Raw genomic sequence first — 24,729 nt, 5'->3', positions numbered from 1 at the left:
AGAATCGCATGCGGTCAATAAGTGTTCAAATATTGCTACAACTTGAAATATTTATTGGCTCAATTCTGACCAATGTGAACTCGCCAGAAACTCGTTCGGTCTGATGTGGTCGGCGGTCGGGTAGGACGTGAGACGTCGGGCATCGGGGGACCTGGGGGAAGCGGCGCATGCAGCACGTGACGGCCGAGGAATTGCACACGGCCCTGACACTGGCCGCCCGGCGGCCACGGGCCCACCAGGCACTCGCCCACCTCGTGCGCACCCTCCAGACGCCCGCGATCACCGAGTCCGTAAGAGCCTGGATCGAGCAGGGTGGCGGAGCAGGCACGGACGACAGCGTCCGGGCACTCGCCGAACTACTCGCCGGCGAGGCGGTGCGCAGGGCCGAGTTCGCCGGGGAGTTGCAGCGCTGGTACGCCGACGTCCTGGCCGCCGAGGTGGCTGTCGACGCCCGTCATCAGGTCGCGAACACCATCGGAACCTCCGCCCGCGTCGTCGGACCCGTGGTTCAGGCCCGCGACATCGCGGGCGGCGTCCACATCCACCCCGTACTCGATCCGTCGGCGGTCAGGGCACCGGCCGTGCCGCGTCAAATCCCGCCCGCTCCGGGGCGCTTCATCAACCGGCACGCCGAACGGGCTGAGCTGGACCGGCTGGCGAGCTCCTCGGCCGACGGCTCCACGATCGCCGTCATCAGCGGACCGGCCGGCATCGGCAAGACGGCGCTGGCCTGCCGCTGGCTGCTGGGCCGCGCGGACTCCTTCCCGGACGGGCAGCTGTACGCCGATCTGCGCGGGCACTCCGCCGAAGGTCCCGCGCGCCCCGGCGACCTCCTCACGGAACTGCTGCGCTCCTTCGGTCATGAACGCATCCCCGCCGAACTGAACGAACAGGCGGCGCTGTGGCGGTCGGTCAGCGCCGACGCGCGCATCGCCCTGCTGCTCGACAACGCGCTCAGCGCCGCCCAGGTGCGCCCCCTGCTGCCCGGATCGACGGTGGCCCTCACCGTCGTGACCAGCCGCAACCGGCTGACCGGCCTCGGCCTGGAGGGCGCGGCCTTCGTTTCGCTGGACGTGCTGAGAACCGGCGACTCCATGGAACTGCTCAGCCATCGGGTGGGCGCCGACCGGGTGCGACAGGAACCGGAAGCGGCACTGGCCATGGCCGAGGCCTGCGCGGGGCTGCCCCTGGCCGTGTGCGTGGCCGGAGCGCGCGCCGCGTCCCGGCCCCGGCAGGCACTGGCGGTGCTGGCGCGGGCGCTGAGCAGCGGCGAGGGAGCAGGCCCGCTGGAGGCGCTGCGCATGGGAGGAGAGTCCGCCGTACGTGCTGCGCTGCAGGAGTCGTACCGTGTCCTGGAACCCCAACTGGCATGCGTATACCGGTACTTGAGCCTCGCCCCGGTTCCCGTACTCACTCCTGCGGTGGCCGCGGCGGTATGCGGTGTCGAGACGGGGGGAGTGGACCGGATGCTCGACGAACTGGTCGAGGTGCACCTCCTTGAGGACCTCGGGCCGGACCCGCGCACCGGCCTCGACCGCTACCGCTTCCACGACCTGATCCGCGCTCATGCGCGGGAACGCGCTTTCGAGGAGGAGACGATCGAGGACGGCGAACGGGCCGTGCGACGCGTCGTGGACTTCCATCTTGCCGCCGCCACGGCCGCCGAGGCCCTGCTCACCCCGAGCCACCGCACTCTGCGGCGTGACTACGCCGAGCCACCCGCCGCGCCGCCCTTCACCGACGCCCAGGGCGCGCTGCGCTGGCTCGACGCGGAACGCGCCAGACTGATGACCGTGCTGCGGACCGCGGCGACGCGGGGCTGGAACGCCGCCACCTGGCAACTCGCCGACGCGCTCTGGCCGTTGTTCCTGCGGCTGCGCCCCTACGACCTGTGGATCGAGGCCCATGAGACCGGCCTCGCCGCAGCCCGCCGGGCCCAGGACCGGGCCGGGATCAGCCGCATGCTCACCTCGGGCGGCGCGGGTCTGCGCAACGTGGGCCGTTACGAGGAGGCCCTGACCTGGTTCGGCCGGGCGCTGGACGCGGCGCGCGAGGACGTGGCGGGGCTCGCCCCGCAAGAGGCCGACCGGCCAACGGAGTTGATGGCCGCCCGGCGCAACGAGGCCCAGGCGCTGCACGGACTCGGACAGACCCAGCGGCTGGCCGGCCAACTGGACCTGGCGCGCGAGTACTTCACCCGGGACCTGGCTCTGCGGGAGGAGATCGGCTACCGGCGGGGTGCCGCCCTGACCCGCATCTGCCTCGGCGACACGGCACTGGCGGCCGACCGGCCCGACGAGGCACTACCCCATCTCACCCGCGCCCGCGCCGAACTCCTCGCCGAGAACGACCCCTACGACGCGGCCCGCGCCCTGGCGTTCCTCGGACGCGCGCACGCCCGCAGCGACGGCACCCGGCACGACCTCGCGGAAAGTCAACTCCGCCAGGCCGTCACCGAGTTCGAGGCAACGGGCTCGGTCCACTGGCAGGCACGCACACTGGAGATGCTCGGCGAAGGAGCCGAGGAACGAGGGGACTTCGAGCGGGCCGGCGACTGGTATGCCCAGTCCCTGGCCCGCTACGAGTCGGTGAGTGAGGCTGACGCGCGTCGGCTGGCGGAGCGTTTGGGGCGGGTGCGGTGACCTTGGCGGGTGTCGGGCGTGCGGGGTTGGTGAGGCGGCCGGGGCTGGGTTGGGCGGTTCCCGGCTTGTTGCGAGTCGGTCAGCGTGCCGATGCGCGTCGACTGGCGTACCGATTGTGGCGGGTGCGGTGACTCCGGCGGGTGTTGGGGTGTGGGGCTGCTGAGGGAGGCCGGGGCCGGGCTGGGTGCTCCCGGTTGCGAGTCGGTCGGTGTGGCCGACTCGCGTCGGACGGCGTACCGGGTGTGGCGACTCCGGCGGGTGTCCGGGCTGGAAGGCCGCCGCCGGTTTTTGCGCGGGGACTTCGAGCGGGCCGGGGGCCGGTACACGCAGCCCCCGGCCCGCTTCGAGTCGGTCAGTGAAGCAGACGCGCGTCGGTTGCGGCACATACCGTGACTCCGGAGCGCAGGCGGACGACGGGCGCCCCGTCCGCCCCCGCGAGCAGCACCAACAGGCAGCCCGGGTAGCGCCACAGTACGAGGCCGGCCAGCAGCCACGTGTCGACGGACGGGCGCGGCCGGGTGCTGAAGAGCACGTCGGCGCACTCGCGCCAGTTCTCTCCGGTGTCGTCGAGACAGACGACCACGAGGTCGCTCACGCCGACCGCCGGCCCCGCCGTCCGCCCCACAGCCGGCGGGGCAGCGGCAGCGGCGGTAACAGGGGTTCGAAGGCGGGTTCACCGAGCCCCAGCAGCCGGTACATCAGCTTGCGGGTGTTGTGCCCGAACCGTCCCGGCTCCGAGGAGATGCGCCGCGCGATGCGGGCGTACGCCATGGCCGGATAGGCGGCCCGGGCGTAGGCGAGTTGCTCGGGCAGCGCGTGGGCCGGCGACAACGCCGGTGCCACGCGGGCGAGTTCGGCGCCCGGCGACGCGGGATCGACGTCCGCCTCCGGGAAGCGGGCCAGGATGATGGGCGCGTGGGTGAGGGTGGCGTACAGCGTCACGGAACCGTGGTCGCCGATCACCCAGTCCGCCGCGACGAGCAGCGCACGCCAGTCCGACTCCGGCGGGACGACGACGATCCCGTGCCGCCTGGCCGCCGACAGCCAGGACCGCACCTGCCAGGAACCGTGCCCCGACCAGACGTTGGGGTGCACCAGCACGGCCACCCGGTACTCGTCGGACGGCAGTTCCGCGAGGAGCCTGGGCAAAAGCGCGTCCAGGCGGTTGAAGGAGGACCCGGCTCCCCAGGTCGAGGAGACCACCAGCAGCTTCTGGTCACCGCGCAGCCCCAGCGCGGCACGGTGACGGGCGCGCAACGGCATGCTCGCCGCGATCCGGTCGTGCGTGGCGTCACCGACCACCTCGGTGACGGGCAGCGCCTCCGGGCACTCCCGCCGAAGCGTGACCAGGTCGTCCCGGTGCGCGACCGCCAGCGCCCTGGGCACCAGCCTCCCGTCCCTTACCAGATACCGCCTGCCCAGACCGCCGACGGTCCGCGGCGCTTCCGGGTCCCGGTCGTCGGCGGGCCGCGAGAGCTTCATGTGCCCGGCGCCGTGCGGCAGCCGCAACAGCGGGCCGCGAAGCCGCTCGACTCCCTGCGAGCCGGCGGCCAGTATCAGGTCGAACCTGCCGTCGAGAGCGGCCTCCCAGGGCAGCAGGCTGTCGTGCTCCGCGGGTACGGAGCGGGTCGCGCCCGCGTTGAAGGCGTGCGGTGCGATGGTGAAATCGACCTGGATCCGCAGATCGGACTCCAGCAGCGACAGCGCGTCGCGCAGCCGCTGTCCGTACACCTGTGTGTGTACGACGGCCAGGACCCGCTTGCAGCCCGGCAGCGTCAGCCATTGTCGTGCACCGTCCATCAGTACCCCCGTTGTTGTGTTCCTGGTGAGCGGGAACGCTCGGTACGGGGGTGCGTGCCCCGGCGTCGGGGCGGAAGGCTTGCCGTGGCCTTGCCGAAACCTTGCACAGGGACGAGGACAGGGACTAAGGCACGGGCGGGCCGCCGGAGGATGTCCGGCGGCCCGCCCGTGTGCGGAGTGGTGAGGAAGGGTCGGTCAGCTGACGTCGGATGCGTCCAGGCGGTAGAGACCGCTGCTGGTGGATGTGGATGTGGATGTGGACGTGGAGGTGGTGGTGGTCGAACCGGAGCTGTACGCCGAGGAGTCGACCGCCGTGCCGTGTGCCTTCACCCAGGTGGTGATCTCCGAGTCGGTGCCCTGGCCGGTGTCGCTGCTCACGATGATGTAGTGCAGCTTCCCCGACTTCACGAGGCTCTTGAGCTTGGCCAGGGTCATGGCGTTGTCGCTGCCCGACCACCCGCCCATGGAGATGACCGGCTGGCCCGACTCCAGGATGATCGAGGACGCCGTCTGGTCGGTGGACACCGCCAGCAGCCAGGTCGCCCCGTCCTGGTGCTTCTTGAGGTACGTGATCATGTCGGACGACACCTGGGTGCCGCCGCCCATCCCGCCACCGGTGCCTCCGCCGTCACCGCTCGGACGCGTGCCCGACTCGCCCGTCGTGTCCGACGAACTCCCGCTGGAGGACGAGGAGTTGCCCGACGGGGGCTGCCCCATGGACTGGCCGCCGCTGTTGCTCGTGCCGGTGCTGCCACTCGTACCCGTGGAGCCCTGCGGAGCACCGCCGCCGCCACCCATGCCTCCGCCCATTCCGCCGCCCGTGCTGGGGCCGGCCGTCGGGTTCGTGCCGTTGGTGGAGCTGGTGGCCGCCGAGACGGAGTAGGCCGCCGGGCCCGCCAGGAGGGCGACGACCGCCGCCAGGGCCGCGATGCCCAGCAGGCGCTGCCGCTTCATGAACCGGCCGGTCAGCAGGCCGATGACCGAGACCGTGCCCGCCACGGCCACCACGATCTCCGCGACCGTGTACAGCGTGCCGGAGCCCGAGACCCGCTGGAGCAGGACGACAGCCCAGACCGCGCTGGCCGCGACCGCCACCGGCAGAACCCACGCCCACTTGACGGCGGAACCCTCACGGAAGGCGCGGTACAGCATGACGCCGCCGGCGCCCGCCAGGGCCGCGATGCCCGGGGCCATGGCCGTGACGTAGTACGGGTGGAAGGTGCCCTCGGCGAGGGCGAAGGTCAGGTAGTGCAGGACGAACCAGCCGCCCCACAGCATCAGCGACGCCCGCTTGGCGTCCGTACGGGGAGCCCGGCCGCGCAGGACGAGGCCCGCGACCAGGGCGATCAGGGCGAACGGGATCAGCCAGGAGATCTGGCCGCCCATGATCTCGTTGAACATCCGGTAGATGCCCGAACTGCCGCCGAAACTCGCGCCGTTGCCCTGCGAGCCCACCGACGAACTCGCTCCGAAGATCCGCCCGAAGCCGTTGTAGCCGATGACCAGGTCCCAGACCGTGTTGTCGGTCGAACCGCCGATGTAGGGGCGGGAGGAGGCCGGGATCAGGTCGACGACCACCATCCACCAGGCGGAGGAGACGATCAGCGCCACGGTGGCCACGGCCAGGTTGCGGATCCGCTTGCCCAGGCCCGCGTTCGCCGCCCAGAGGTAGACCAGGAAGAACACCGGCAGGACGACGTACGCCTGCATCATCTTGGTGTTGAACGCGAAGCCGATCGCGACCGCCGACCACACCAGCGGCATCAGCCGTCCGGTGCGCACGGCCTTCATCAGGGCCGCCGCGCCCAGCAGCATCAGGAAGACCAGGATCGGGTCCGGGTTGGTGTCCCGGGTGATCGCCACCGTGATGGGCGTCAGGGTGAGCGCGAGGGCCGCGATCGTCGCCGCCACCGGGCCGAAGTCCCGCTTCACCATGCGGTGCAGCAGCGCGACCGAGCCGGTGCCCACCGCGACCATCGGCAGCATCAACTGCCAGGTGCCGTAACCGAACACACGGGCCGACAGGCCCATCACCCAGAGGGCGAAGGGGGGTTTGTCGACGGTGATGAAGCTGCCCGAGTCCAACGCGCCGAAGAAGAACGCCTTCCAGCTCTTCGTACCGCTGTACACGGCGGCGTCGTAGAAGGTGTTGCCGGTGATCGAGGAGAGGTTCCAGGCGTAGAGCGCCGTGGCCAGGAGGAGGATGCCCCACAGGGTCGGGCGGGTCCAGCGTGGGTCCTCCGGGGCGCCGGTGAACAGGCGCCGGGCGCGGCCCGCGAGGCCGCCGTCGGAGGCCGGGGGTTCGGCCCGGTGACTGTGGTTCGGTGCGCTGTCGCGGGTCGGCGGCGGGGCGAGGGTCGTCATGACGCGTACTCCAAGCTGGGGGCGGGGCTGCTGATGTGCTGAGGTGCGCCGATCGGGCTCTGTACGGGCACGCGGTGCGGTACGGCGATCCGGGAGCGTCCGGTGAGACCGGCGCGCAGCATCCGGCGTACGCCCCTGAGGTCGTCCAGGGCGGTGCGGACGATGTCGACCCGGCTGTCGGGGTCGTCGACCCAGTCGACCGGTACTTCGTGGATGCGCAGGCGGTTGCGCTGGGCCAGGACCAGCAACTCGGTGTCGAAGAACCAGGCGTTGTCCTCGATGTGCGGGGCGAGGGCCCGGAAGACATCGGTGCGGACCGCCTTGAAACCGCACTGGGCGTCCGAGAATCGGGCCGCGAGGCCGAGCCTCAGCAGGGCGTTGTACGAGCGCGAGATGAACTCGCGTTTCGGGCCGCGCACCACGTCTGACTGGCGGTGCAGCCGGCTGCCGATGGCCACGTCGCTGTGGCCGGAGAGCAGGGGGGCCACCAACGGGAGGAAACCCGCGAGGCCGGTGGACAGGTCGACGTCCATGTAGGCGACCACGTCGGCCGGCGAGCGGCTCCACACGTGCTTCAGGGCGCGGCCCCGGCCCTTGGCGTCCAGATGGACGGCGTGGACATGGGGGAGGCGGAGGGTCAGCTCGGTCGCCGCCTGCCAGGTGGCGTCAGTGCTGGCGTTGTCCGCGACCGTGATCCGGAACGGGAACGGGAAGGAGGCTTCGAGGTAGGCGTGGAGACGGCCGACGCTGTCGGCGAGTACGTGCGCCTCGTTGTACACCGGCACCACGATCTCGACCGAACGCTGCCGGACGCCCCTCGCGTTCGTTTCGTTCATGCCAGTGACGATCGGGGCCGTATCTGGGGCGACCCTGAGGCGACTCTGAGCGACGAATGAGAATCAGCGAACTCACAGCCTGCCCACAGAGTCGCACTGACACGTGATATCAGGCCGTGTGCGCGCTTCCGCCGCCCGAGGCCGCCGACGCTATCAACCGGTCGATCAGGGCTATGAGCACGTCCCGGCACGACTCCCGGTCCCGCGCGTCGCACAGCAGGACCGGCGTGTGCTCCGGCAGTGCCAGCGACTCCCGGATCTCGTCCGGCTCGTACGGATGTTCCCCGTGGAAGCCGTTCACCCCGACGACGAACGGGATGTCCCGGCGTTCGAAGAAGTCGATCGCCGCGAAGCTGGACTCCGGCCGGCGTACGTCGATGAGGACCACGGCCCCCAGCGCGCCGATCGCCAGGTCGTTCCACATGAACCAGAACCGCTGCTGACCCGGCGTACCGAAGAGGTACAGGATCAGTTCCCGGCTGAGGGTGATGCGGCCGAAGTCGAGGGCCACGGTGGTGGCCCTCTTCTCCTCGATGCCGTCGAGGTCGTCGATACCGAGGCCGGCCGCGGTGAGCGGTTCCTCGGTGCGCAGGGGCACGATCTCGCTGACCGAACCGACCAACGTCGTCTTGCCGACGCCGAAGCCGCCGGCGATGAGGATCTTGACGGTGTCGGGCGCCGAGGTCCCGTTCACGGTCAGGCTAGAGCCGGCCAAGTCCGTCCCTCACTTTCTGGAGCAGGTCCATGTCCGTGGTGCGCGAGATCTGACGCGGGGACTGGGCGGTGATCCGGCCGGCCTCCAGCAGGTCGCACAGCATGATGACGACCACGCTCACCGGGAGGTCCAGATGGGCCGCGAGCTCCGCCACCACCACGGGCCGTGCGCACAGCCGCAGGATCCGGGCGTGCTCGGGCTGCGGTCGTCTGCCCCCGTCGGGCTGCGGCTCCACCGCCGTCACCGACGTGATCAGTGTGAAGTCGGCGCGGCTGGGCCGGGTCCGCCCGCCGGTGAGCGTGAACGGCCGTACGAGACGGCCGGCCGCGTCGCTTCCGTTCACCTCACTCGCCGGCCGCGCCGACGACCCCGGCACGCGGCGCCGCGCTGAGGTGCTCGCCGATCTTCTTCACCAGCATGTTCATCTGGTACGCCACCACGCCGACGTCCGCGCCCTGGCTGGTCAGCACCGCGAGGTGGGCGCCCGGGCCGGCCGCGGTGAGGATCAGGTAGCCGTTGCGCATCTCGATCAGCGCCTGGCGTACCGGGCCGCCCCGGAAGTCCATGCTGACACCCTTGCTGAGGCTCATCAGCCCGGACGCGGTCGCCGCGAGCCGCTCGGCGTCGTCACGCAGGAACGCCGTGGATCTGCTGACGACCAGTCCGTCCTCGGACAGCACGACGGCGTGGTTGACCTCGGCTACCCGGTCCACGAGTCCGGTGAGCAACTGGTCGAGCTCGGTGTGCGTGGCGGGGGTGGGGCGTGTCATTTCTCTGTCCTTCATCAGCGGTCTGCGGGCGGAGTCGAGGTGACCGGAGTGCCTGCGGCGGGGAGCGGTGCGGCGGGTTCCCGAGGCGTGTTGTCCTTCCCTTGGTCGTACTGCTCTTCGGCGTCGTCGTCACGGGCCTGGAGGGTTCCGCGCTGGAAACCGGAGAGCGAGGAGGCCGCGCGCTCCGCCGAGAACTCGTCGGGCGCGTCCTCGGACGTGTCGTCGGGTCCGGTGTCCTCCAGCAGTTCGGCGGCCAGACTGGTCTGCGGCACCCGGCGCGGCAGCGGGGTGAGCCCGCCCTTGCCGGGGCCGGCGCCCCGGTCCGCGCCGACGAGGGCGGCCTGCCGGGGAGCGGAACCGGCGTCGGCGGTCCGTACGCGGGCCACGGCGGGCTGCGGCTCCCGGACGCGCTCGTGGGCCTGGCGCTGCGCGGCGACCGGGCCGGGCAGCTCGGCGGACGCCGACTTCGCGAACGAGGAGTCCGTGTCCGGCGAGGTGAGTTCCCGTACGACGACATCGTGCGGGATCAGTACGATCGCCGTCGTACCGCCGTACGGCGAGGAGCGCAGCGTGACCTGGATGCCGTGCCGGACGGCGAGGCGCGCGATCACGAACATGCCGAGCCGCAGGTCGTCGGCGAGCGCCACCACGTCGAACTGCGGGGCCTTGGACAGGTGCTCGTTGAAGGACGCGTAGTCCTCCTCGGACATGCCGAGCCCGCGGTCCTCGACCTCGATGACCAGCCCCTTGGCGACCATCGAGGCCCGTACGCCCACCGGGCTGGGCGCGGGGGAGTAGGCGGTCGCGTTGTCGATCAGCTCGGCCAGCAGATGGATGACGTCGGCCACCGCGGGCGGCGCCAGGTACACATCCTCCTCGGTCTGCACCTCGACCCGCTGGTACTCGGCGACCTCACCGACGGCGCTGCGCAGGATGTCGATCAGCGCGACCGGCTCGGTCCAGCTGCGGCCGGGCCGCTCACCGCTGATGATGACGAGGTTCTCCTCGTAGCGGCGCAACTGGCTGGCCGTGGAGTCCAGTTCGTACAGACCTTTGAGGATCTCGGGGTCCTGGTGGGCGCGTTCCAGCGCGTCCAGCTTGGTGAGCTGGAGGTTGACCAGGTTCTGGCTCTGCCGGGCGATGCCCAGGATGACCTTCTGGAAGCCGCGCCGGGTGTCGGCGAGTTCGACCGCGGTGTGCACGGCGGTGCGCTGGGCGGCGTTGAACGCGTGTGCCACCTGGCCGAGTTCGTCGTGGCCGTAGTCCAGCGGCGGGGTGGCCGACTCGACGTCGACCTTCTCGCCCCGGTTGAGCCGCGCCACGACGTCCGGCAGTCGCTCCTCGGCCAGGCCCAGGGTGGCCACGCGCAGCCCGCGCAGCCGGCGGGACAGGGACCGGGTGATGCGCCAGGACAGGACGATGCACAGCAGCAGCCCGCCGAGTCCGCCGGCGCTCAGCGAAGCGGCCTTGATCAGCAGCGACCGTGCCTCGTCGTCGCTGCGGCTGAGCAGCCCCTGGGTCTCGTCATGGATGAGCGAGCCGTACTGGACGCTCAGTTCGTCCATCGCCTCGGACCACTGCTTCTGCCTGTTGGGCAGGGTGATCTTCCGCGCGGCGCCGCCGCCGGGCGTGCCCGAGGCGAGCACCTGGTCCTCGATGGAGGTCAGGGTCCGCCAGGCGGGCCCCTGGAGGATCGCCTCGGTGTGGGTCTTCGCCGTGCCGCTCAGGGACTGGATCAGCTGGTCCTCGACGACCCAGCGCCGGGCGCTCACCAGCCGGACGTACGACTCCCACTCGTTCTGGTCGAAATGCCCCGAGGGCCAGGCCAGCATGAGCTGCGAGTCCTCCTGGGCGACCAGTTCGGCCGCCTGCTCCAGTGAGACCAGCGGACCGGCCTGTGAGGTGAGGTCGCCGTCGTCGACCTGGGAGAGCTCCTGGAACGAGTGGATCTGGTTGCCGATCATCGACGAGTACTGGTCCAGCACCTGCTGGGGGGAGATGTCGGTGAGACGGTCGACCTGACCGCGGTAGTACTCCAGGCTGCCCGTCGCCGCGATGACCGAGTACATCCGTTCCCCGATACGGTCGGGGGCCTCCTGGATGGCCTTCGTCTGGCCGACCAGTTTCGCGACCGCCGCGTCCGTCACCTTGCGCTGCTCGTCCAGGGCGCTGCGGTCACCCCTGGGTGTGGCCAGCCACGTGGCGGACAGGGTGCGTTCCCTCTGCAGCGCGAGTGTGGCGTCGGTGCCCATGGCACCGGTCGCCCTGCTGAGTTCCGTCTGGTCCCGCAGCCGCTGGCCCTCCGAGAACATCTGGATCGTCGTCACACCCCACATCGCGGCGAGCGTGACGCTGGGGACCAGCGCGAGCAGGATCAGCGAGAGACGTATGGAGCCGAGACGGCGCCGGGCACCTTTGCGTGGAGGCATCGTCGTCCTAGGGCGATCAGCGGTGGGCGGGAGTGACAAGTGGCATGTGACAGGCGGTGGATGACAGCGGAAACGGAACGGGGAGCGGAACACGCGTGGGTCCGCAGGATGCTATCCGTACAAGTGAGCGTACGCACCGTGAGCCCCCAAAGCTTGGTGCAGCCGTTGTACGACGGTTGCCGCGCGGGGAGACTCGGGAGCGAGCCGGCAGGCGATACGGAACGTCTGCGGAAAGTCCGAGGATCATCTGGGAAGGGGGCCGTGGTGGGACGGGAGGCGGGGACGGGTGACGCTCAGCGGGTGCCGTCGGCCGCGAACCGGGCGACGTCGGCGATGTTCTGCTTGGTGACGAAGGCCGGCCCGGTGAGCACGGGAGCCGATCCGCCGCCGCTGAAGTTGCCGTTGGACCTGTACAGCCAGAGCGAGTCGACGGCGAGGTAGCCCTGCAGGTACGGCTGCTGGTCCACGGCGAACTGCACATCACCGCTCTTGATGGCGCCCACGATGTCGTTGTCGAGGTCGAAGGTGGCGATCTTCGCCTTGCTGTTCGCCTGGTCCACCGACTTCACCGCCGAGAGCGCGAACTGCGCGCCCAGCGTGACCACTTCGTCGATGCTCGAGTCCTGGGTCAGCCGGGCCGCGACGACAGCGGTCACCGCGTCCAGGTCGGTGCCGTTCACGTAGAGGTTCTCGGTCTCGCCGGTGAACGTCTTCTTCACACCGGCACAGCGGGCCTCCAGAGCGACGTTCCCCTGTTCGTGGATGACGCAGAGGGTGTGCTTGACCTTGAGCGCGTCCAGTTTGTCGCCGAGCGCCCGGCCGGCGGTGCTCTCGTCCTGGCCGAAGAACTCCAGCAGGCCCGTCGAACGCCAGGCGTCGATCCCCGAGTTGAGACCGACCACGGGTATGCCCGCCGCCTTCGCCTGCGCGACCGCGCTCTTCATCGCGTCGGGCTTGGCGAGGGTCACGGCGATCCCGTCGACCTTGTCCTTGACGGCGTCGCGCACCAGACCGGCCTGGGCGGCGGCATCGGGGTCACTCGCGTACGTCAGCTCGATGCCGTCCTTGGCCGCGGCTGCCTGCGCGCCTTTGCGCACCCGCTCCCAGAAGACGTCGCCCTTGGCTCCGTGGGTGATCAGGACGACCTTGAGCCGGGCGGTGCCGGCGGCGGCCTGGCCGGCGTCCGACCCGTCGGAACCGGAGCCCGAGCAGCCGGCCGCGAGAAGACAGACGGCGGCCATACCGGCGACGACGACAGTGACATGGGTGGATCGTGGGGAACGGGGAAAGGCGGGGGGTGTGTTCATGGAAGTGCGGCACCTCGTTGCGCGGCCGAGGAGGAGCGGGGCCTGGGACAGGAGGGGGAACGGGACAAGGGGGATGTGGGTACGACGAAATCTGCGCGATCGTCGGGTGACGTGCACTTACTGTCCGACTTTCGCTGGGGCGGAGCCAATCGGATGTGACGCCTCGTAGTCAAGTGAGCAACTAGTTGGAACCGGGGTCAACGAGCCGTACGGGGTGTGCCGACGCGTGTGGTCCTCCTCGATCGGTCCTGGGTGATGTCAGAAGCATCGCCCGTGTGGAGGGGGAGGGGAAGGGGAAATGGGACCTCCGGTTCCCTTTCGTGCCCCGGTGTTCGCCGGCGCGTCGTACACACCGGAGGCGACACCCGCACACAGGCGACGGGTGTGAACAGCCCGTCCACCCCGGCGGTGTGCCAGGGCGAACGGGCGTACGGGGACATCGGACCGCGGCGGGAGTGCCCGCGACCGTGACGCGGTCACCGGACCGCCGCCTCTACGGCTTCCGGGCCACCGCCCCGTACATGGCGATGTCCTCGTCCCTGATCCCCTCGCCGCTCGTGGCGTCCGGGTGCCACTTGTGGACCTGGACGATGCCCGGCTCGACCAGGTCGAGGCCCTCGAAGAAGTCCTGCGCCTCCGGGAACGTGCGCAGGCGCATCGGCATGTTGCGGGCCTTGTACTCGCGGGCGACCCGGCCCACCTCCTCCGGGGCGAACTCGGCGGTGCCGATGGACATCGCCAGGTAGCTGCCCGAGGGGAGGGGGTCGAGGAGCCGGCGGACGATGCCCACCGCGTCGTCCTCGTCCAGGACGAAGTGGACGATGGCGATCACCGTGAGAGCGACCGGCTTGGTCAGGTCGAGGGTCTCGCGGAAGTCGGGGGAGTCGAGAATGGCCTCCGGGTGCTGGAAGTCGGCCTCGATGTACGCCGTCCGGCCCTCCGGTGTGCTGGACAGCAGGCCCTGGGAGAGGGTGAGGACGATCGGGTCGTTGTCGACGTACACCACCCGGGACTCGGGGGCCACCGACTGCGCGATCTCGTGCAGGTTGGGGGAGGTGGGGATGCCGGTGCCTATGTCGAGGAACTGGCGGATGCCCGCTTCCTCGGCCAGGTAGGCGACCGCCCGGTTCATCCAGTCGCGGTTGGCCTTCATATGGATCGGCAGGGCGGGCCACTCGTGCGACATGGCGTCGCCCGCTTCCTTGTCGGCGGGGTAGTAGTCCTTACCGCCGAGGATGTAGTCGTAGATCCGCGCGGAGTGCGCGTTCTCCGTGTCGATTCGGTCGGCCGGCCATCCGTTTTCTGGCACGCCGCCCCTCCCATTCAGGTCGTAAGGCTGAGTCAGGTCGATCAAGTCGCAGTAGAAACAAGGCAGTTCAGAGCAGGAAGTCTGCGACACCCGCCTTGACGCCGGCCAGGAAACTCGTCATCTCGTGCGGGGTGAAGACCAGGGCAGGGCTGTCGGGATCGGTCGACTGGCGGACGGCGACCCGGCCGTCGGCGAGCTTCATCACTTCGACGCAGGCGCCGCCCGCGTCGTCGCTCCACGGCTTGGACCAGCCCCGGGAACCGAGCTCCCGCGCCGGCATGCCGTTGCGTACGGGGTGGGAGTGGCCGGAGTGGTTCGGGTGGGCGTGCGTGTGATGGGGGTGTGTGGGGTGGTGCATGTCAGAGCTCCTTGCGAATCGCACCGAGGAGGGCCTCGGTCTTTCTGGCGGGCGCCGACTGCGCGCCCAACCGGTCCAGAGCCTCGCGATAGACGACGACGTCGTCGCCCTTGTCGAGATACACCGCGCCGACCAGACCGCTCAGATAGACGATGTCCGGCAACTCGGGTGCCCTGAACCGGAAGAGATGGAACGCTCCGGCGCGCATCGCGGGATGCGGGCCGTTGCCGAACGGCATGATCTGCAAGGTCACATGGGGCAGCGCGTTCATCGCGATCAGATGGTCGATCTGCGCGCGCATCACCTCCGGACCGCCGACCGGCCACCGCAGCACGGTCTCGTCCATCACGATCCACACCCGTGGCGGCGCCGCGCGGGTCAGCAGTTCCTGGCGGCGCAGGCGCAGTGCCACCCGGCGGTCCGTCGCCTCCGACGAGGCGTGCGGATTGCCGGCGCCCAGCAGGGCACGCGCGTAGTCCGCAGTCTGGAACAGACCCGGCACGAACTGCGCCTCGTACGCGCGGATCTGCAACGCCGCCTGTTCCAGGCTCAGATACGCGGCGAACCAGTCGGGCAGAACGTCCCGGTAGTTGTGCCACCAGCCGCGCTTGTTGGCCTCGCGGACCGACTTCAGGAACGTGTCGATCTCCTGCTGGTCCGTCACCCCGTACGTCTGCAGCAGTTTCTCGACGTCCGGCAGGCGCAGCCGGGCCACCTTGGCCGCTTCCATCCTGCGGATCGTGGAGTGGCTGACACCGATCGCCGCACCCGCGTCCTCGAACGTGAGACCGGCGCGCGTCCGCAGTTCCTCCAGCTGTCTGCCGAGGATCATGCGCAGGACGGAGGGGGCACCGCCCCAGTCGGTCTCCGCGGTCACACCTACCCCCTCACACCGGGCTCAGGGTTGCAGTCTGTCACGATCATCTTCCGACGGGAGCAGCATGCACCTCACAAATTGCAAATTTCAACTTGCTGGTTGCGAGCCGTTGTTGTCAGGTGTCACAGTGTTCTTACCTTCCCGGAAACGGTGAACGACGAGACTGAACGGCCCAGTTGGGGGAGAAAGGGCTGCAACCTGTGCTGTTTTGATGCGGGTTGACCTGCTCGCGGATCACATTCGGGGCGGTGTCGCACCGGCCAGGGTGCGCAGGCAACGAAAGGCGAACGGCGATGGCTCCGCCCTCCCTCCCCCAGCCACTCGGCCGAATGCCCAGCGGCCGGCCTGCCGGCCGCGCGGCCCACCCCGATCACCCGGACCATTTTGGTCACTCTCCGCAGTCGGACATGTTCGGTCTGCCCGCGACTCCCGCCTCCGTGGGCGCGGCCCGCCGGAAGGTGCGCGAGCTGCTCGACACCTGGGGGGTCGACCCCGACACCTCCGACAACGCCCTTCTGGTGACCTCCGAGCTCGTCACCAACGCCCTCACGCACACCGCCAGCGAGCGGATCGTCTGCCGGCTGCGCCTCTCCGCCGGGCGGCTGCACATCGAGGTCGAGGACGAGAACCGCGGCGGGACCCTGCCGGCCCAGCGCAGGCCCGGCCCCGACGAACAGTGCGGACGCGGACTCCTGCTGGTCGGCATGCTGAGCAGCGACTGGGGTGTCCGTGACGCCCCGCACGGCTCCGGGCGCGTCGTCTGGGCCGAACTCCGCACAGAGCAGGCCGAGTCGGTGGAAGCGGCCCCACCGGCGACGCCGGTCACGGAACCGACCCGGATCACGGCATCGCCGCAGGTCACATCGCTGGATCCGGTCGCGGTGACGGTTCCTGCCGAGGTGCAGGCGCCGGCTCCCGCCGAGAACGTCCCCACCGCCGAGCCCGCGCCGGCACCGGCCAAACCCGCACCCGCCCTACCCCCGACTCCCGCCGCCGCGCTCGCACCCCCCATTCCCTCAACTCCTGCCGCCGCACCCGCTCTTCCGCCGGCGTGCGCCGCGCTCACCCCTGGACCTACCGCCGCTCTCGTGCCCTCCATTCCCCCGACTCCTGCCGCCGGGCTCGTCGCTGAGTCCGCCCCCGCTCTTCCGCCGGCAGGCGCTGCCGCTCTCGCCCCTGCGCCTGCCGCCGCTCTCGTGCCCTCCATTCCCCCGACTCCTGCCGCCGGGCTCGTCGCTGAGTCCGCCCCCGCTCTTCCGCCGGCAGGCGCTGCCGCTCTCGCTCCGGCGCCCGCCGCCGCTCTCGCGCCCGTTCCTCCAACGCCTGCCGCCGGGCTCGCCGCTGCCCCCGCACCCGCTCTTCCGCCAGCGAGCGCTGCCGCTCTCGCCCCGGCGCCCGCCGCCGCTCTCGCGCCCTCCATTCCCCCGACTCCTGCCGACGCGCTCACCGCTGCCCCCGCACCCGCTCTTCCGCCAGCGAGCGCCGCCACCCTCGCCCCGGCGCCCGCCGCCGCTCTCGCGCCCGTTCCTCCAACGCCTGCCGCCGGGCTCGTCGCTGAGTCCGCCCCCGCTCTTCCGTCGGCAAGCGCCGCCGCCCTCGCTCCGACTCCTGCCGCCGCCCTCACCCCCGCACCCGGACCCACCCTCCCCCCGACTCCACCCGCCCCACACGCTGTACAGGCCGCCGTACCCGCCTCCTGGCACCCGTCGGCCCCGCACCGCACCCGGCCCGTCCCCCACTCGGCCGAAGGAATCGCCTCCCATGGACCGTATGGAATGTCAGCACCGCACCCCCCGTACTCCCGCTCCTGACCCGCGCCCGCCCATCCCGCAGGGCCCGGGCACGCACCCGTCCCACACCCCCCACCCGTCCCACACTCCCCATGTACCTCGCCCCCTCCAGTCCGCCCCCCGCTTCACGCCCCCGCCGCTCCACGCACCCCCCTCGACCAGGCCCCCGCACGAGCACCTCGGCCGCCCCGGCCACCTCGTCCTTCCCACCCGGCTGGCCACCGGCCTCGGCTGTGACGCCGTGGGCATGCCCCGTGAGCTCGGGCAGCGGATCATGGACTCCCTGCCCCGCGTCGGCTGTGTCTTCGCCGACGACCGGCGCTGGTGGTGGATCGTCCCGTCCGGCTCCCACCTCGGCGTCACCTGGCCGCCGAGCACCCGTTACGTGATCGGTGCCCAACTGGCCGACCCGTCCTGGACCCGCACCCGGCCGGCGTCCCCGTCCGCCCGGCCCCGGCTGATCCACAGCCCCGAGGGCGACTCCCCGTACACCCCGCCGATACCGCTGTACGTCCTCGCCTGCCGACTGGCCGGCGGCGTTCCGAGCTGGTCGCCCGGCGCGGGCGGCTGATCCCGCCGACTCCTCTGTGAATCCCCCGGGGCGAAAGGCCTCGGGGGATCTTGACGGCACAAATGTTACCGGTAACATTTGTGCCGTCCCCGCACCGGAGCGAGGACCGGGGTCAGCCGCGTTCTCGACCACAGGCGACGGGAGTCCACGTGACCGATCAACCCATCGGACGACCGGCGGTCACCGAGCAGCAGGCCGTCTCGACGCGTCCCACGCCCCCGGACGTTCCGGTCTTCAGCCCCGTCGCCGTGGTCGCCTCCTGTGTCGGCTTCGTGCTGATCGGGGTCATCCAGGCCCTGTACGGTCCGTCGATCCCGGCCTTCCGCGACGAGTTCGGGCTGTCTCCGTCGGCCGCGGGCCTGGGGCTGAGCGCCCACTTCGCCGGCGGGGTCGTCGGGGTGCTCCTCTTCGACCGGCTGTACGTGCGGATCGGCAACCGGCGCGTCCTCGGCAGCTCGTACCTCCTGATGGCAACCGGTGCCGCGGGCTTCGCGCTGGCGCCGGACTGGCCCGTCGCGCTGGCCGCCGCCCTGGTCGCGGGGCTGGGCTTCGGCGGTATCGACTACGGCCTCAACCAGCTCTTCGCGGTCGGCTTCGGCAACCGTTCGACGGCGATGCTGAACATCCTCAACGCCCACTTCGGCGTCGGCGCGATCCTCGGCCCGGCGCTGATCGGCGCGGTCGGCGCCGAGCACTATCCGGCCGTTTTCCTCGCCTTCTCCCTCGCCAACCTGCCCCTGCTGCTGTGCCTTCGAGGCGTACGGGACCACGTGCCGCAGCCGGCCCCCGCGCCCGGGTCCGACACCTCCGGCAGCCCCGGCGGGCAGGTGCTCGCCCGCAGCCTGGGTTCCGTGCTCGGCGTCTTCGTCACTCTCTATGTCCTGCACGTGGGCATCGAGGCCGGCGTCGGCGGCTGGGAGCCGACACACCTGGAGACGGTCGGATACGGGGCCGCGGGCGCCGCCACGGCCACCTCCGTCTACTGGCTGATGATGACCGTGGGCCGATTCCTGGTCGCGCCGCTCGCCCTGCGCTTCTCGCCGCAGACGATCATCGCGGTGTCCTGCGCCGGTATGACCGTCTGCCTGCTGCTGGCCGCCGTACCCGCCCTCGCCCCCTACGCCTACGCGGGCGTCGGCCTCTTCATCGCGCCGATCTTCCCCACCGGGCTGCCCTGGCTGCACCGGGCCGCCCCGCGGGCGCGCAGAGCCGGTGCCGTGGTCATCGCCGCGTCGATGGCCGGGGGAGTGGCCGCGGGACCGGCGCTCGGCAAGGCCATCGAGTGGTCCGGCGTACGGGCCGTGCCGCTGCTGCTGTGCGGGGTGTCGGCGCTGTGCCTGGCGGCCACGCTCTGGCTGATCCGCGCGACCCGGACCCATTGACGCCCTTTATTGACCGCCGTCTGTTGAGCGCCCCCACTGAACGACCGCTGTCGATCACCTCACCTCCAGCGAACCGGCTGGAACCCGCGAACCGAAGGGAAACCCCAGCATGCCCGCCCTGACAACGACGTCCGACGGTTTCCTGCTGCACGGCGAACCGTTCCGGATCATCTCCGGCGCGATGCACTACTTCCGCGTCCATCCCGACCAGTGGGCCGACCGGCTGCGCAAGGCCCGTCTGATGGGCCTCAACACCGTGGAGACGTACGTCCCCTGGAACCTCCACCAGCCCGAGCCGGGCACCCTCGCCCTCGACGGCATCCTCGATCTGCCGCGCTATCTGCGGCTGGCCAAGGCGGAGGGGCTGCACGTCCTGCTGCGGCCCGGCCCCTTCATCTGCGCCGAGTGGGACGGCGGCGGGCTGCCCTCCTGGCTCACCACCGACCCCGGCATCAGGCTGCGCTCCAGCGACCCCCGCTTCACCGGCGCCATCGACCGCTACCTCGACCTGCTGCTGCCGCCCCTGCTGCCGTACCTCGCCGAGTCGGGCGGTCCCGTCATCGCCGTCCAGGTGGAGAACGAGTACGGGGCGTACGGCGACGACACGGCGTATCTCGAACACCTCGCACAGGCCCTGCGCTCACGCGGCATCCGGGAGCTGCTCTTCACCTGCGACCAGGCCAACCCCGAGCACCTGGCGGCGGGCAGCCTCCCCGGGGTGCTCACCACAGGCACCTTCGGCAGCAAGGTCGCCGCGTCCCTGGAGCAGTTGCGGGCGCATCAGCCCGAAGGGCCCCTGATGTGCGCGGAGTTCTGGATCGGCTGGTTCGACCACTGGGGCGAGGAGCACCACACCCGGGACGCGGCCGACGCCGCCGCAGACCTGGACCGGCTGCTCTCGGCGGGCGCGTCCGTCAACATCTACATGTTCCACGGCGGCACCAACTTCGCCTTCACCAACGGCGCCAACCATGACCACGCCTACCAGCCCATGGTCACCTCCTACGACTACGACGCCGCCCTCACCGAGAACGGCGACCCAGGACCGAAGTACCACGCCTTCCGTGACGTGATCGCCCGGCACGCGCCCGTCCCCGACGAGCCGGTCCCCGCGCCGAGCGTCAAACTCCCGCCCACCGTGGTCGAGTTGACGCAGCGGGCGCCCCTGCTGCCGAACGTGGGACTGCTCGCCAAGCCCGTGCGCACCGAGGACCCGGCCACCATGGACGAGCTGGGGCTGCGCGCCGGGTATGTGCTCTACCGCACCACCGCTCCCCTCGCGGGCGACGGGCTGCTGCACTTTGCGGGCGGGGTGGGCGACCGGGCGCAGGTGTTCGTCGACGGGGCCCCCGTCGGCGTACTCGAACGCGAGCGGCACGACGAGTCCCTGCCCGTCCGGATTCCCTTCGCCGGAGCGGCGGTCGACGTGCTCGTGGAGAACATGGGCGGGGTCAACTACGGGCCGCGCATCGGCTCGCCCAAGGGGCTGCTCGGAGCGGTCACCTTCAACGGCGCCGCGCTGCACGGCTGGGACAGCCATCCCCTCACCCTGGACGACCTCAGTGCGCTGCCCTTCGCCCCCTCGGACATGACCCCGGCCGCCCAACCCACCTTCCACCGGGGCACCTTCGAGGTCATCGCCCCCGCCGACACCTTCCTCTCGCTGCCCGGCTGGACCAAGGGCCAGGCCTGGATCAACGGGTTCCACCTCGGCCGCTACTGGAACCGCGGACCGCAGCGCACCCTCTACGTGCCCGCTCCCGTACTGCGCCAGGGCGCCAACGACCTGCTGCTCCTCGAGCTCAACGCCACCACCTCCGCGCAGGCCCTGCTCACCGACACCCCCGACCTCGGCCCGGTGAAGCCATGACCCGCCACATCCTCCGGGTCCCCGCGACCGCCGAACCCCCGCTCACCGGCCACCTCCCCTTCTCCGACGCACCGGGAGCCGCCGACCCGATCGGGGTGACCAACCGCTTTTTCACCCGTGGCGGACGCCCCTGGTTCCCCGTCTCCGGCGAGTTCCACTACACCCGCTGTCCGGCGGGGGAGTGGGAGGAGGAGCTGCTGAAGATGAAGGCGGCCGGGGTGACGGCCGTCGCCAGTTACCTCATCTGGATCCACCACGAGGAGATCGAGGGCCGGGTCCGCTTCGACGGCGACCGCGACCTGCGCCGCTTCGCCGAACTCTGCGCCCGCCACGGCCTGGACCTCATCCCGCGCATCGGCCCCTGGAGCCACGCCGAGGTGCGGGGCGGAGGCCTGCCCGACTGGCTGCTCGCCCGCACCGGCGCACCCCGAACCGACGACCCCGCCTACCTGGAACCCGTACGCGGCTGGTTCACCGCGATCGCCGAGCAGTTGAAGGGGCTCGACCGGGCACACGGCGGCCCGATCGTCGCCATCCAGATCGAGAACGAGCTGTACGACCGGCCGGGCCACCTCCTCACCCTGAAGCGGATGGCGCAGGAGGCCGGGCTGAGTGCCCCGCTCTGGACCTCGACGGCCTGGGGAGGGGTCCAGCTCCCGCCCGACGAACTGCTTCCGCTGTACGGCGGCTACACCGAGACCTTCTGGACGGAGTGGGACGGCGGCTGGTCCGACACCTGCCGCAAGCACTTCTTCTTCACCCACCAGCGCGACGACGAGGGCATCGGCGCCGATCTGCGCCCGACGCGCGTGCGGGGCGGCGAACCGGCGCCGACCGACCGATTCCCCTGGGCCACCTGCGAGTTGGGCGGCGGCATGGCCGTGGCCTACCACCGTCGGCCACGCGTCGACGCCGCCGACATCGGCGCCCTCGGGCTCACGAAGATCGGGTGCGGCTCGGTCTGGCAGGGCTACTACATGTTCCACGGCGGCACCAACCCGGCGGGCGAGCTGACCACCCTCCAGGAGTCCCACGCCACCGGCTACCCGAACGACCTCCCCGTCCTGACGTACGACTTCCAGGCACCGCTCGGCGAGTACGGGCAGTACCGGCCCTCCTACGACGAACTGCGTCTGCAGCACCTGCTGTTGGCGGACTTCGGCGAGCGCATCGCGCCCATGGAGTCCGCGCTGCCCGCGCGAGCGCCTGCCGGGCAGGACGACCGGGAGACGTTGCGGTGGGCCGTGCGGAGCGACGGTGACTCCGGTTTCCTCTTCGTCAACAACCATCAGCCGCACGAGCCGTTGCCGGACCACCCGGACACCTCGTTCACCGTCGAGTTCCCGGACACACCCGAACTGACCTTTCCCAGCGCGCCGGTGACGGTTCCTCGAGGGGCCTATTTCTGCTGGCCGTTACGTCTCGACGTGGCCGGACTCCGGCTCGACTGGGCCACCGCCCAGCCGGTGTGCACGGTCGACGTCGGCGGACGTACCGTCCTGGTGCTGGCCGCCACGGACGGGATTCCCGTCGAACTCGCCCTGGACATTGGCACGTTGAGGTACGTGCACACACCCATGGGGCAGGTTGTGTCCGCCGACGGACGCTTCCTCGTCACCGGACTGCGGCCCGGCACGGACGCCCTCGTCGAGGTCGGGACGCTGGACGGCGGTCAGGTCGGCCTGCTGGTGCTGGACGCGGCGACCGCCCGTACCGCCTACCGGGGCATGGCCTGGGGCGCCGAGCGGCTCATCCTGTGCGGCGCCGGGGACGGTGTCGTCTTCGACGAGCCGGCCGGCGAGGTACGGGTGCACAGCGTGGCGCCGAAGACGTCGTTCGCCGTGCTGCCCGCGCCCGAGAGGCCTCCCGGCGAGAACCCGGAGGTGGCCTCCGACGGCGTGTTCACCCGATACACACTCCCCACGGGCAGCGATCGCGGCACCCTCGACGTGTCCCTCGTCCGGGCCGCCGGGCCCGCGCCCGACACCGTCACCGGCGTACTGGACCGGGCCAGTGCCCCCGCCGACCCGTACTTCGACACCTCCGCAGCCGAGTACCTCATCGATGTTCCGGACGAACTACCGCGCACCGGAACGCTGTTGCGCATCCACTGGACCGGAGACGTGGCCCGCGCCCATGTCGGGGACACACTGGTCGCCGACCAGTTCTTCGCGGGGCGCGTCTGGGAGATCGGCCTCGACCGGCTGCCGGACGACGCACTGCGCGCCGAGGGCGGGCTGCGGGTGAGGGTGCTGCCGTTCGCCGCCGACGCACCCGTGCACCTGCCGGTGCCCGCGCCGGTGGGAGAGGCCGGGATCGCACTGGTGGAGTGGGTCACGGTCCGGACCCACGTGATCGGAGGGTAGGGCGTGTTGTCCGGATCAGGTCGCGGGGAATCGCCGGTGCCCTGTGCGCGCGGGTGAGCGGGGTGTGGTGCGTGCAACCGCACGGCGACGCGGCTGGGGGTCCCCCTCCGCGCGGAGTGCGTGCCACACCCCGCGGCTGCGGCATGATCCGAACAACAGGTCCTGAGAGCCCGTCGGCGGTGACGTCCGTCCGGCGGCCTATCCTGTGGGCCAGCCGGGCGGGGCACTACCGCCACGGGACGAAGCCGAAGGAAGCGACCCCCATGACCCGAAGTGCCGGTGGCGGCGCCGCTCCCAAGGGACGCAGCCGGCGCAACTTCGCGGGCACGAGGCCGGTGATGGACGACGTGGCACGCCTGGCCGGTGTCTCCAAGCAGACCGTGTCGCGGGTGCTCAACGACAATCCGGCCGTCCGGGCAGAGACCCGCGAGTCCGTGCTGGAGGCCATGCGGTCGCTCGGGTACCGGCCGAGCCGCAGCGCGCGTTCGCTGGCCAGCGGACGGACCCGGATGCTCGGGGTGATCTCCTTCGACGCGGCCCGCTACGGGCCCGCCTCCACGCTCACCGCGATCAACACCGCCGCCCAGGACGCGGGCTACCTGGTCAGCTCCATCGCCCTCGACACCGCCGACCGGAACACCGTCGTCCAGGCCGTGGACCGATTGTCGGCGGAGGGCGCCGACGGGGTCATCGCCATCGCCCCGCAGCGACGCGTCGGCAGGGCGCTCGCCGAGGCCCACCTCGACATCCCCCTCGTCGTGATGGACAACGCCCTCGGCGACGACACCCCCATGGTCACCGCCGACTCCCGGGGCGGGGCGCGCCTGGCCACCGAACACCTCCTGGGCCTCGGCCACCGTACGGTCCGGCACATCGCCGGACCGACCGGCTGGACGTCCGCCGAACGCCGGGCGGGGAGCTGGCGCGAGACCCTGGAGAAGGCCGGGGCCGAGGTGCCCGAGCCGCTCGCCGGCGACTGGAGCGCCGACTCCGGCTACGAACTGGGCCGACGGCTCGCCCGCGATCCGGACGTCACCGCCGTCTTCGCCTCCAACGACCAGATGGCGCTCGGCGCGCTGCGCGCCTTCCACGAGGCCGGCCGCCAAGTCCCGGACGCCGTCAGTGTCGTCGGCTACGACGACATCCCGGAAGCCGCCCATCTGCTGCCTCCGCTCACCACCATCCGCACCGACTTCCAGGAGATCGGCACCCGGTCCCTGCGGCTGCTGCTCGCGCGGATCGACGGCCGGGAGGAGCCGGGTGCGGCCTTGGGCGCCGTGGTCTCCGTCATCCCCGCCCACCTCATCGTGCGGCGCAGCACGGGTCCCGCACCGGCCTAAACT

General features: G+C 71.1%; 19 protein-coding genes. 7 read left to right on the top strand and 12 right to left on the bottom strand.

The features are described from left to right. The first annotated feature begins 167 nt into the window (after positions 1-167). On the top strand, positions 168-2,642 hold the full coding sequence (locus tag ACW4TU_RS08385) for an ATP-binding protein (RefSeq protein ID WP_457426189.1): 2,475 nt from the start codon (positions 168-170) through the stop codon (positions 2,640-2,642). Between the two features lie 352 nt (positions 2,643-2,994). Here the strand turns inward: ACW4TU_RS08385 and ACW4TU_RS08380 are convergent, their stop codons facing one another. From ACW4TU_RS08380 to ACW4TU_RS08325, 12 genes are all read right to left on the bottom strand, one after another. Continuing rightward, a complete protein-coding gene (locus tag ACW4TU_RS08380) occupies positions 2,995-3,237 on the bottom strand; it encodes a hypothetical protein (RefSeq protein ID WP_457426187.1) in 243 nt (80 codons plus the stop codon). Then, positions 3,234-4,442: a hypothetical protein gene (locus ACW4TU_RS08375; RefSeq protein WP_457426185.1), complete on the bottom strand. Its 1,209-nt coding sequence runs from the start codon at positions 4,440-4,442 to the stop codon at positions 3,234-3,236. The genes ACW4TU_RS08380 and ACW4TU_RS08375 overlap by 4 nt, the downstream gene beginning before the upstream one ends. 195 nt (positions 4,443-4,637) lie before the next feature. Beyond that, positions 4,638-6,806 (bottom strand): ArnT family glycosyltransferase, encoded by a 2,169-nt coding sequence (locus ACW4TU_RS08370; RefSeq protein WP_457426183.1) that lies wholly within the window; start codon positions 6,804-6,806, stop codon positions 4,638-4,640. Next, a complete protein-coding gene (locus tag ACW4TU_RS08365; RefSeq protein WP_457426181.1) occupies positions 6,803-7,642 on the bottom strand; it encodes a dolichyl-phosphate beta-glucosyltransferase in 840 nt (279 codons plus the stop codon). The genes ACW4TU_RS08370 and ACW4TU_RS08365 overlap by 4 nt, the downstream gene beginning before the upstream one ends. Positions 7,643-7,751: 109 nt before the next feature. Beyond that, complete coding sequence (locus ACW4TU_RS08360) at positions 7,752-8,357, bottom strand: GTP-binding protein (protein WP_457426179.1); 606 nt, start codon at positions 8,355-8,357, stop codon at positions 7,752-7,754. Continuing rightward, entirely contained in the window at positions 8,344-8,700 is a 357-nt protein-coding gene (locus tag ACW4TU_RS08355) for a DUF742 domain-containing protein (RefSeq protein ID WP_457426177.1), read from the bottom strand. The genes ACW4TU_RS08360 and ACW4TU_RS08355 overlap by 14 nt, the downstream gene beginning before the upstream one ends. Position 8,701: 1 nt before the next feature. Next, entirely contained in the window at positions 8,702-9,127 is a 426-nt protein-coding gene (locus ACW4TU_RS08350; RefSeq protein ID WP_006377390.1) for a roadblock/LC7 domain-containing protein, read from the bottom strand. Positions 9,128-9,141: 14 nt separating this feature from the next. Beyond that, the gene (locus tag ACW4TU_RS08345) at positions 9,142-11,556 is read right to left on the bottom strand and encodes a sensor histidine kinase (RefSeq protein ID WP_457426174.1); all 2,415 of its coding nucleotides are present in this window, start codon (positions 11,554-11,556) and stop codon (positions 9,142-9,144) included. Positions 11,557-11,849: 293 nt separating this feature from the next. Continuing rightward, on the bottom strand, positions 11,850-12,863 hold the full coding sequence (locus ACW4TU_RS08340; RefSeq protein ID WP_457426172.1) for a substrate-binding domain-containing protein: 1,014 nt from the start codon (positions 12,861-12,863) through the stop codon (positions 11,850-11,852). Between the two features lie 493 nt (positions 12,864-13,356). Next, entirely contained in the window at positions 13,357-14,172 is an 816-nt protein-coding gene (locus tag ACW4TU_RS08335) for an SAM-dependent methyltransferase (RefSeq protein WP_457426170.1), read from the bottom strand. A gap of 67 nt (positions 14,173-14,239) precedes the next feature. After that, positions 14,240-14,530: a DUF397 domain-containing protein gene (locus tag ACW4TU_RS08330; RefSeq protein WP_457426168.1), complete on the bottom strand. Its 291-nt coding sequence runs from the start codon at positions 14,528-14,530 to the stop codon at positions 14,240-14,242. A 1-nt stretch (position 14,531) separates the two neighbouring features. After that, complete coding sequence (locus tag ACW4TU_RS08325; protein ID WP_457426166.1) at positions 14,532-15,407, bottom strand: helix-turn-helix domain-containing protein; 876 nt, start codon at positions 15,405-15,407, stop codon at positions 14,532-14,534. Positions 15,408-15,814: 407 nt separating this feature from the next. Here ACW4TU_RS08325 and ACW4TU_RS08320 point away from each other — a divergent pair, with 407 nt between their 5' ends. From ACW4TU_RS08320 to ACW4TU_RS08295, 6 genes are all read left to right on the top strand, one after another. Further along, on the top strand, positions 15,815-17,218 hold the full coding sequence (locus tag ACW4TU_RS08320; protein ID WP_457426164.1) for an ATP-binding protein: 1,404 nt from the start codon (positions 15,815-15,817) through the stop codon (positions 17,216-17,218). 226 nt (positions 17,219-17,444) lie between these two features. Then, positions 17,445-17,768 (top strand): hypothetical protein, encoded by a 324-nt coding sequence (locus ACW4TU_RS08315; RefSeq protein WP_457426162.1) that lies wholly within the window; start codon positions 17,445-17,447, stop codon positions 17,766-17,768. Positions 17,769-18,016: 248 nt separating this feature from the next. Then, on the top strand, positions 18,017-19,150 hold the full coding sequence (locus ACW4TU_RS08310; RefSeq protein WP_457429980.1) for an MFS transporter: 1,134 nt from the start codon (positions 18,017-18,019) through the stop codon (positions 19,148-19,150). Positions 19,151-19,259: 109 nt separating this feature from the next. Then, positions 19,260-21,020, top strand: a complete 1,761-nt coding sequence (locus ACW4TU_RS08305; protein ID WP_457426160.1) for a glycoside hydrolase family 35 protein — start codon at positions 19,260-19,262, stop codon at positions 21,018-21,020. Continuing rightward, positions 21,017-23,386, top strand: a complete 2,370-nt coding sequence (locus tag ACW4TU_RS08300; protein ID WP_457426158.1) for a beta-galactosidase — start codon at positions 21,017-21,019, stop codon at positions 23,384-23,386. Before ACW4TU_RS08305 ends, ACW4TU_RS08300 begins: the two co-directional genes overlap by 4 nt. Positions 23,387-23,649: 263 nt before the next feature. Beyond that, on the top strand, positions 23,650-24,726 hold the full coding sequence (locus tag ACW4TU_RS08295) for a LacI family DNA-binding transcriptional regulator (protein ID WP_457426156.1): 1,077 nt from the start codon (positions 23,650-23,652) through the stop codon (positions 24,724-24,726). Positions 24,727-24,729 lie beyond the last annotated feature (3 nt).

The sequence above is a fragment of the Streptomyces kryoterrae genome (assembly GCF_054072135.1).
The sequence above is the reverse complement of the archived record's forward strand: the minus strand, read 5'-3'. Positions and strand labels throughout refer to the sequence as shown.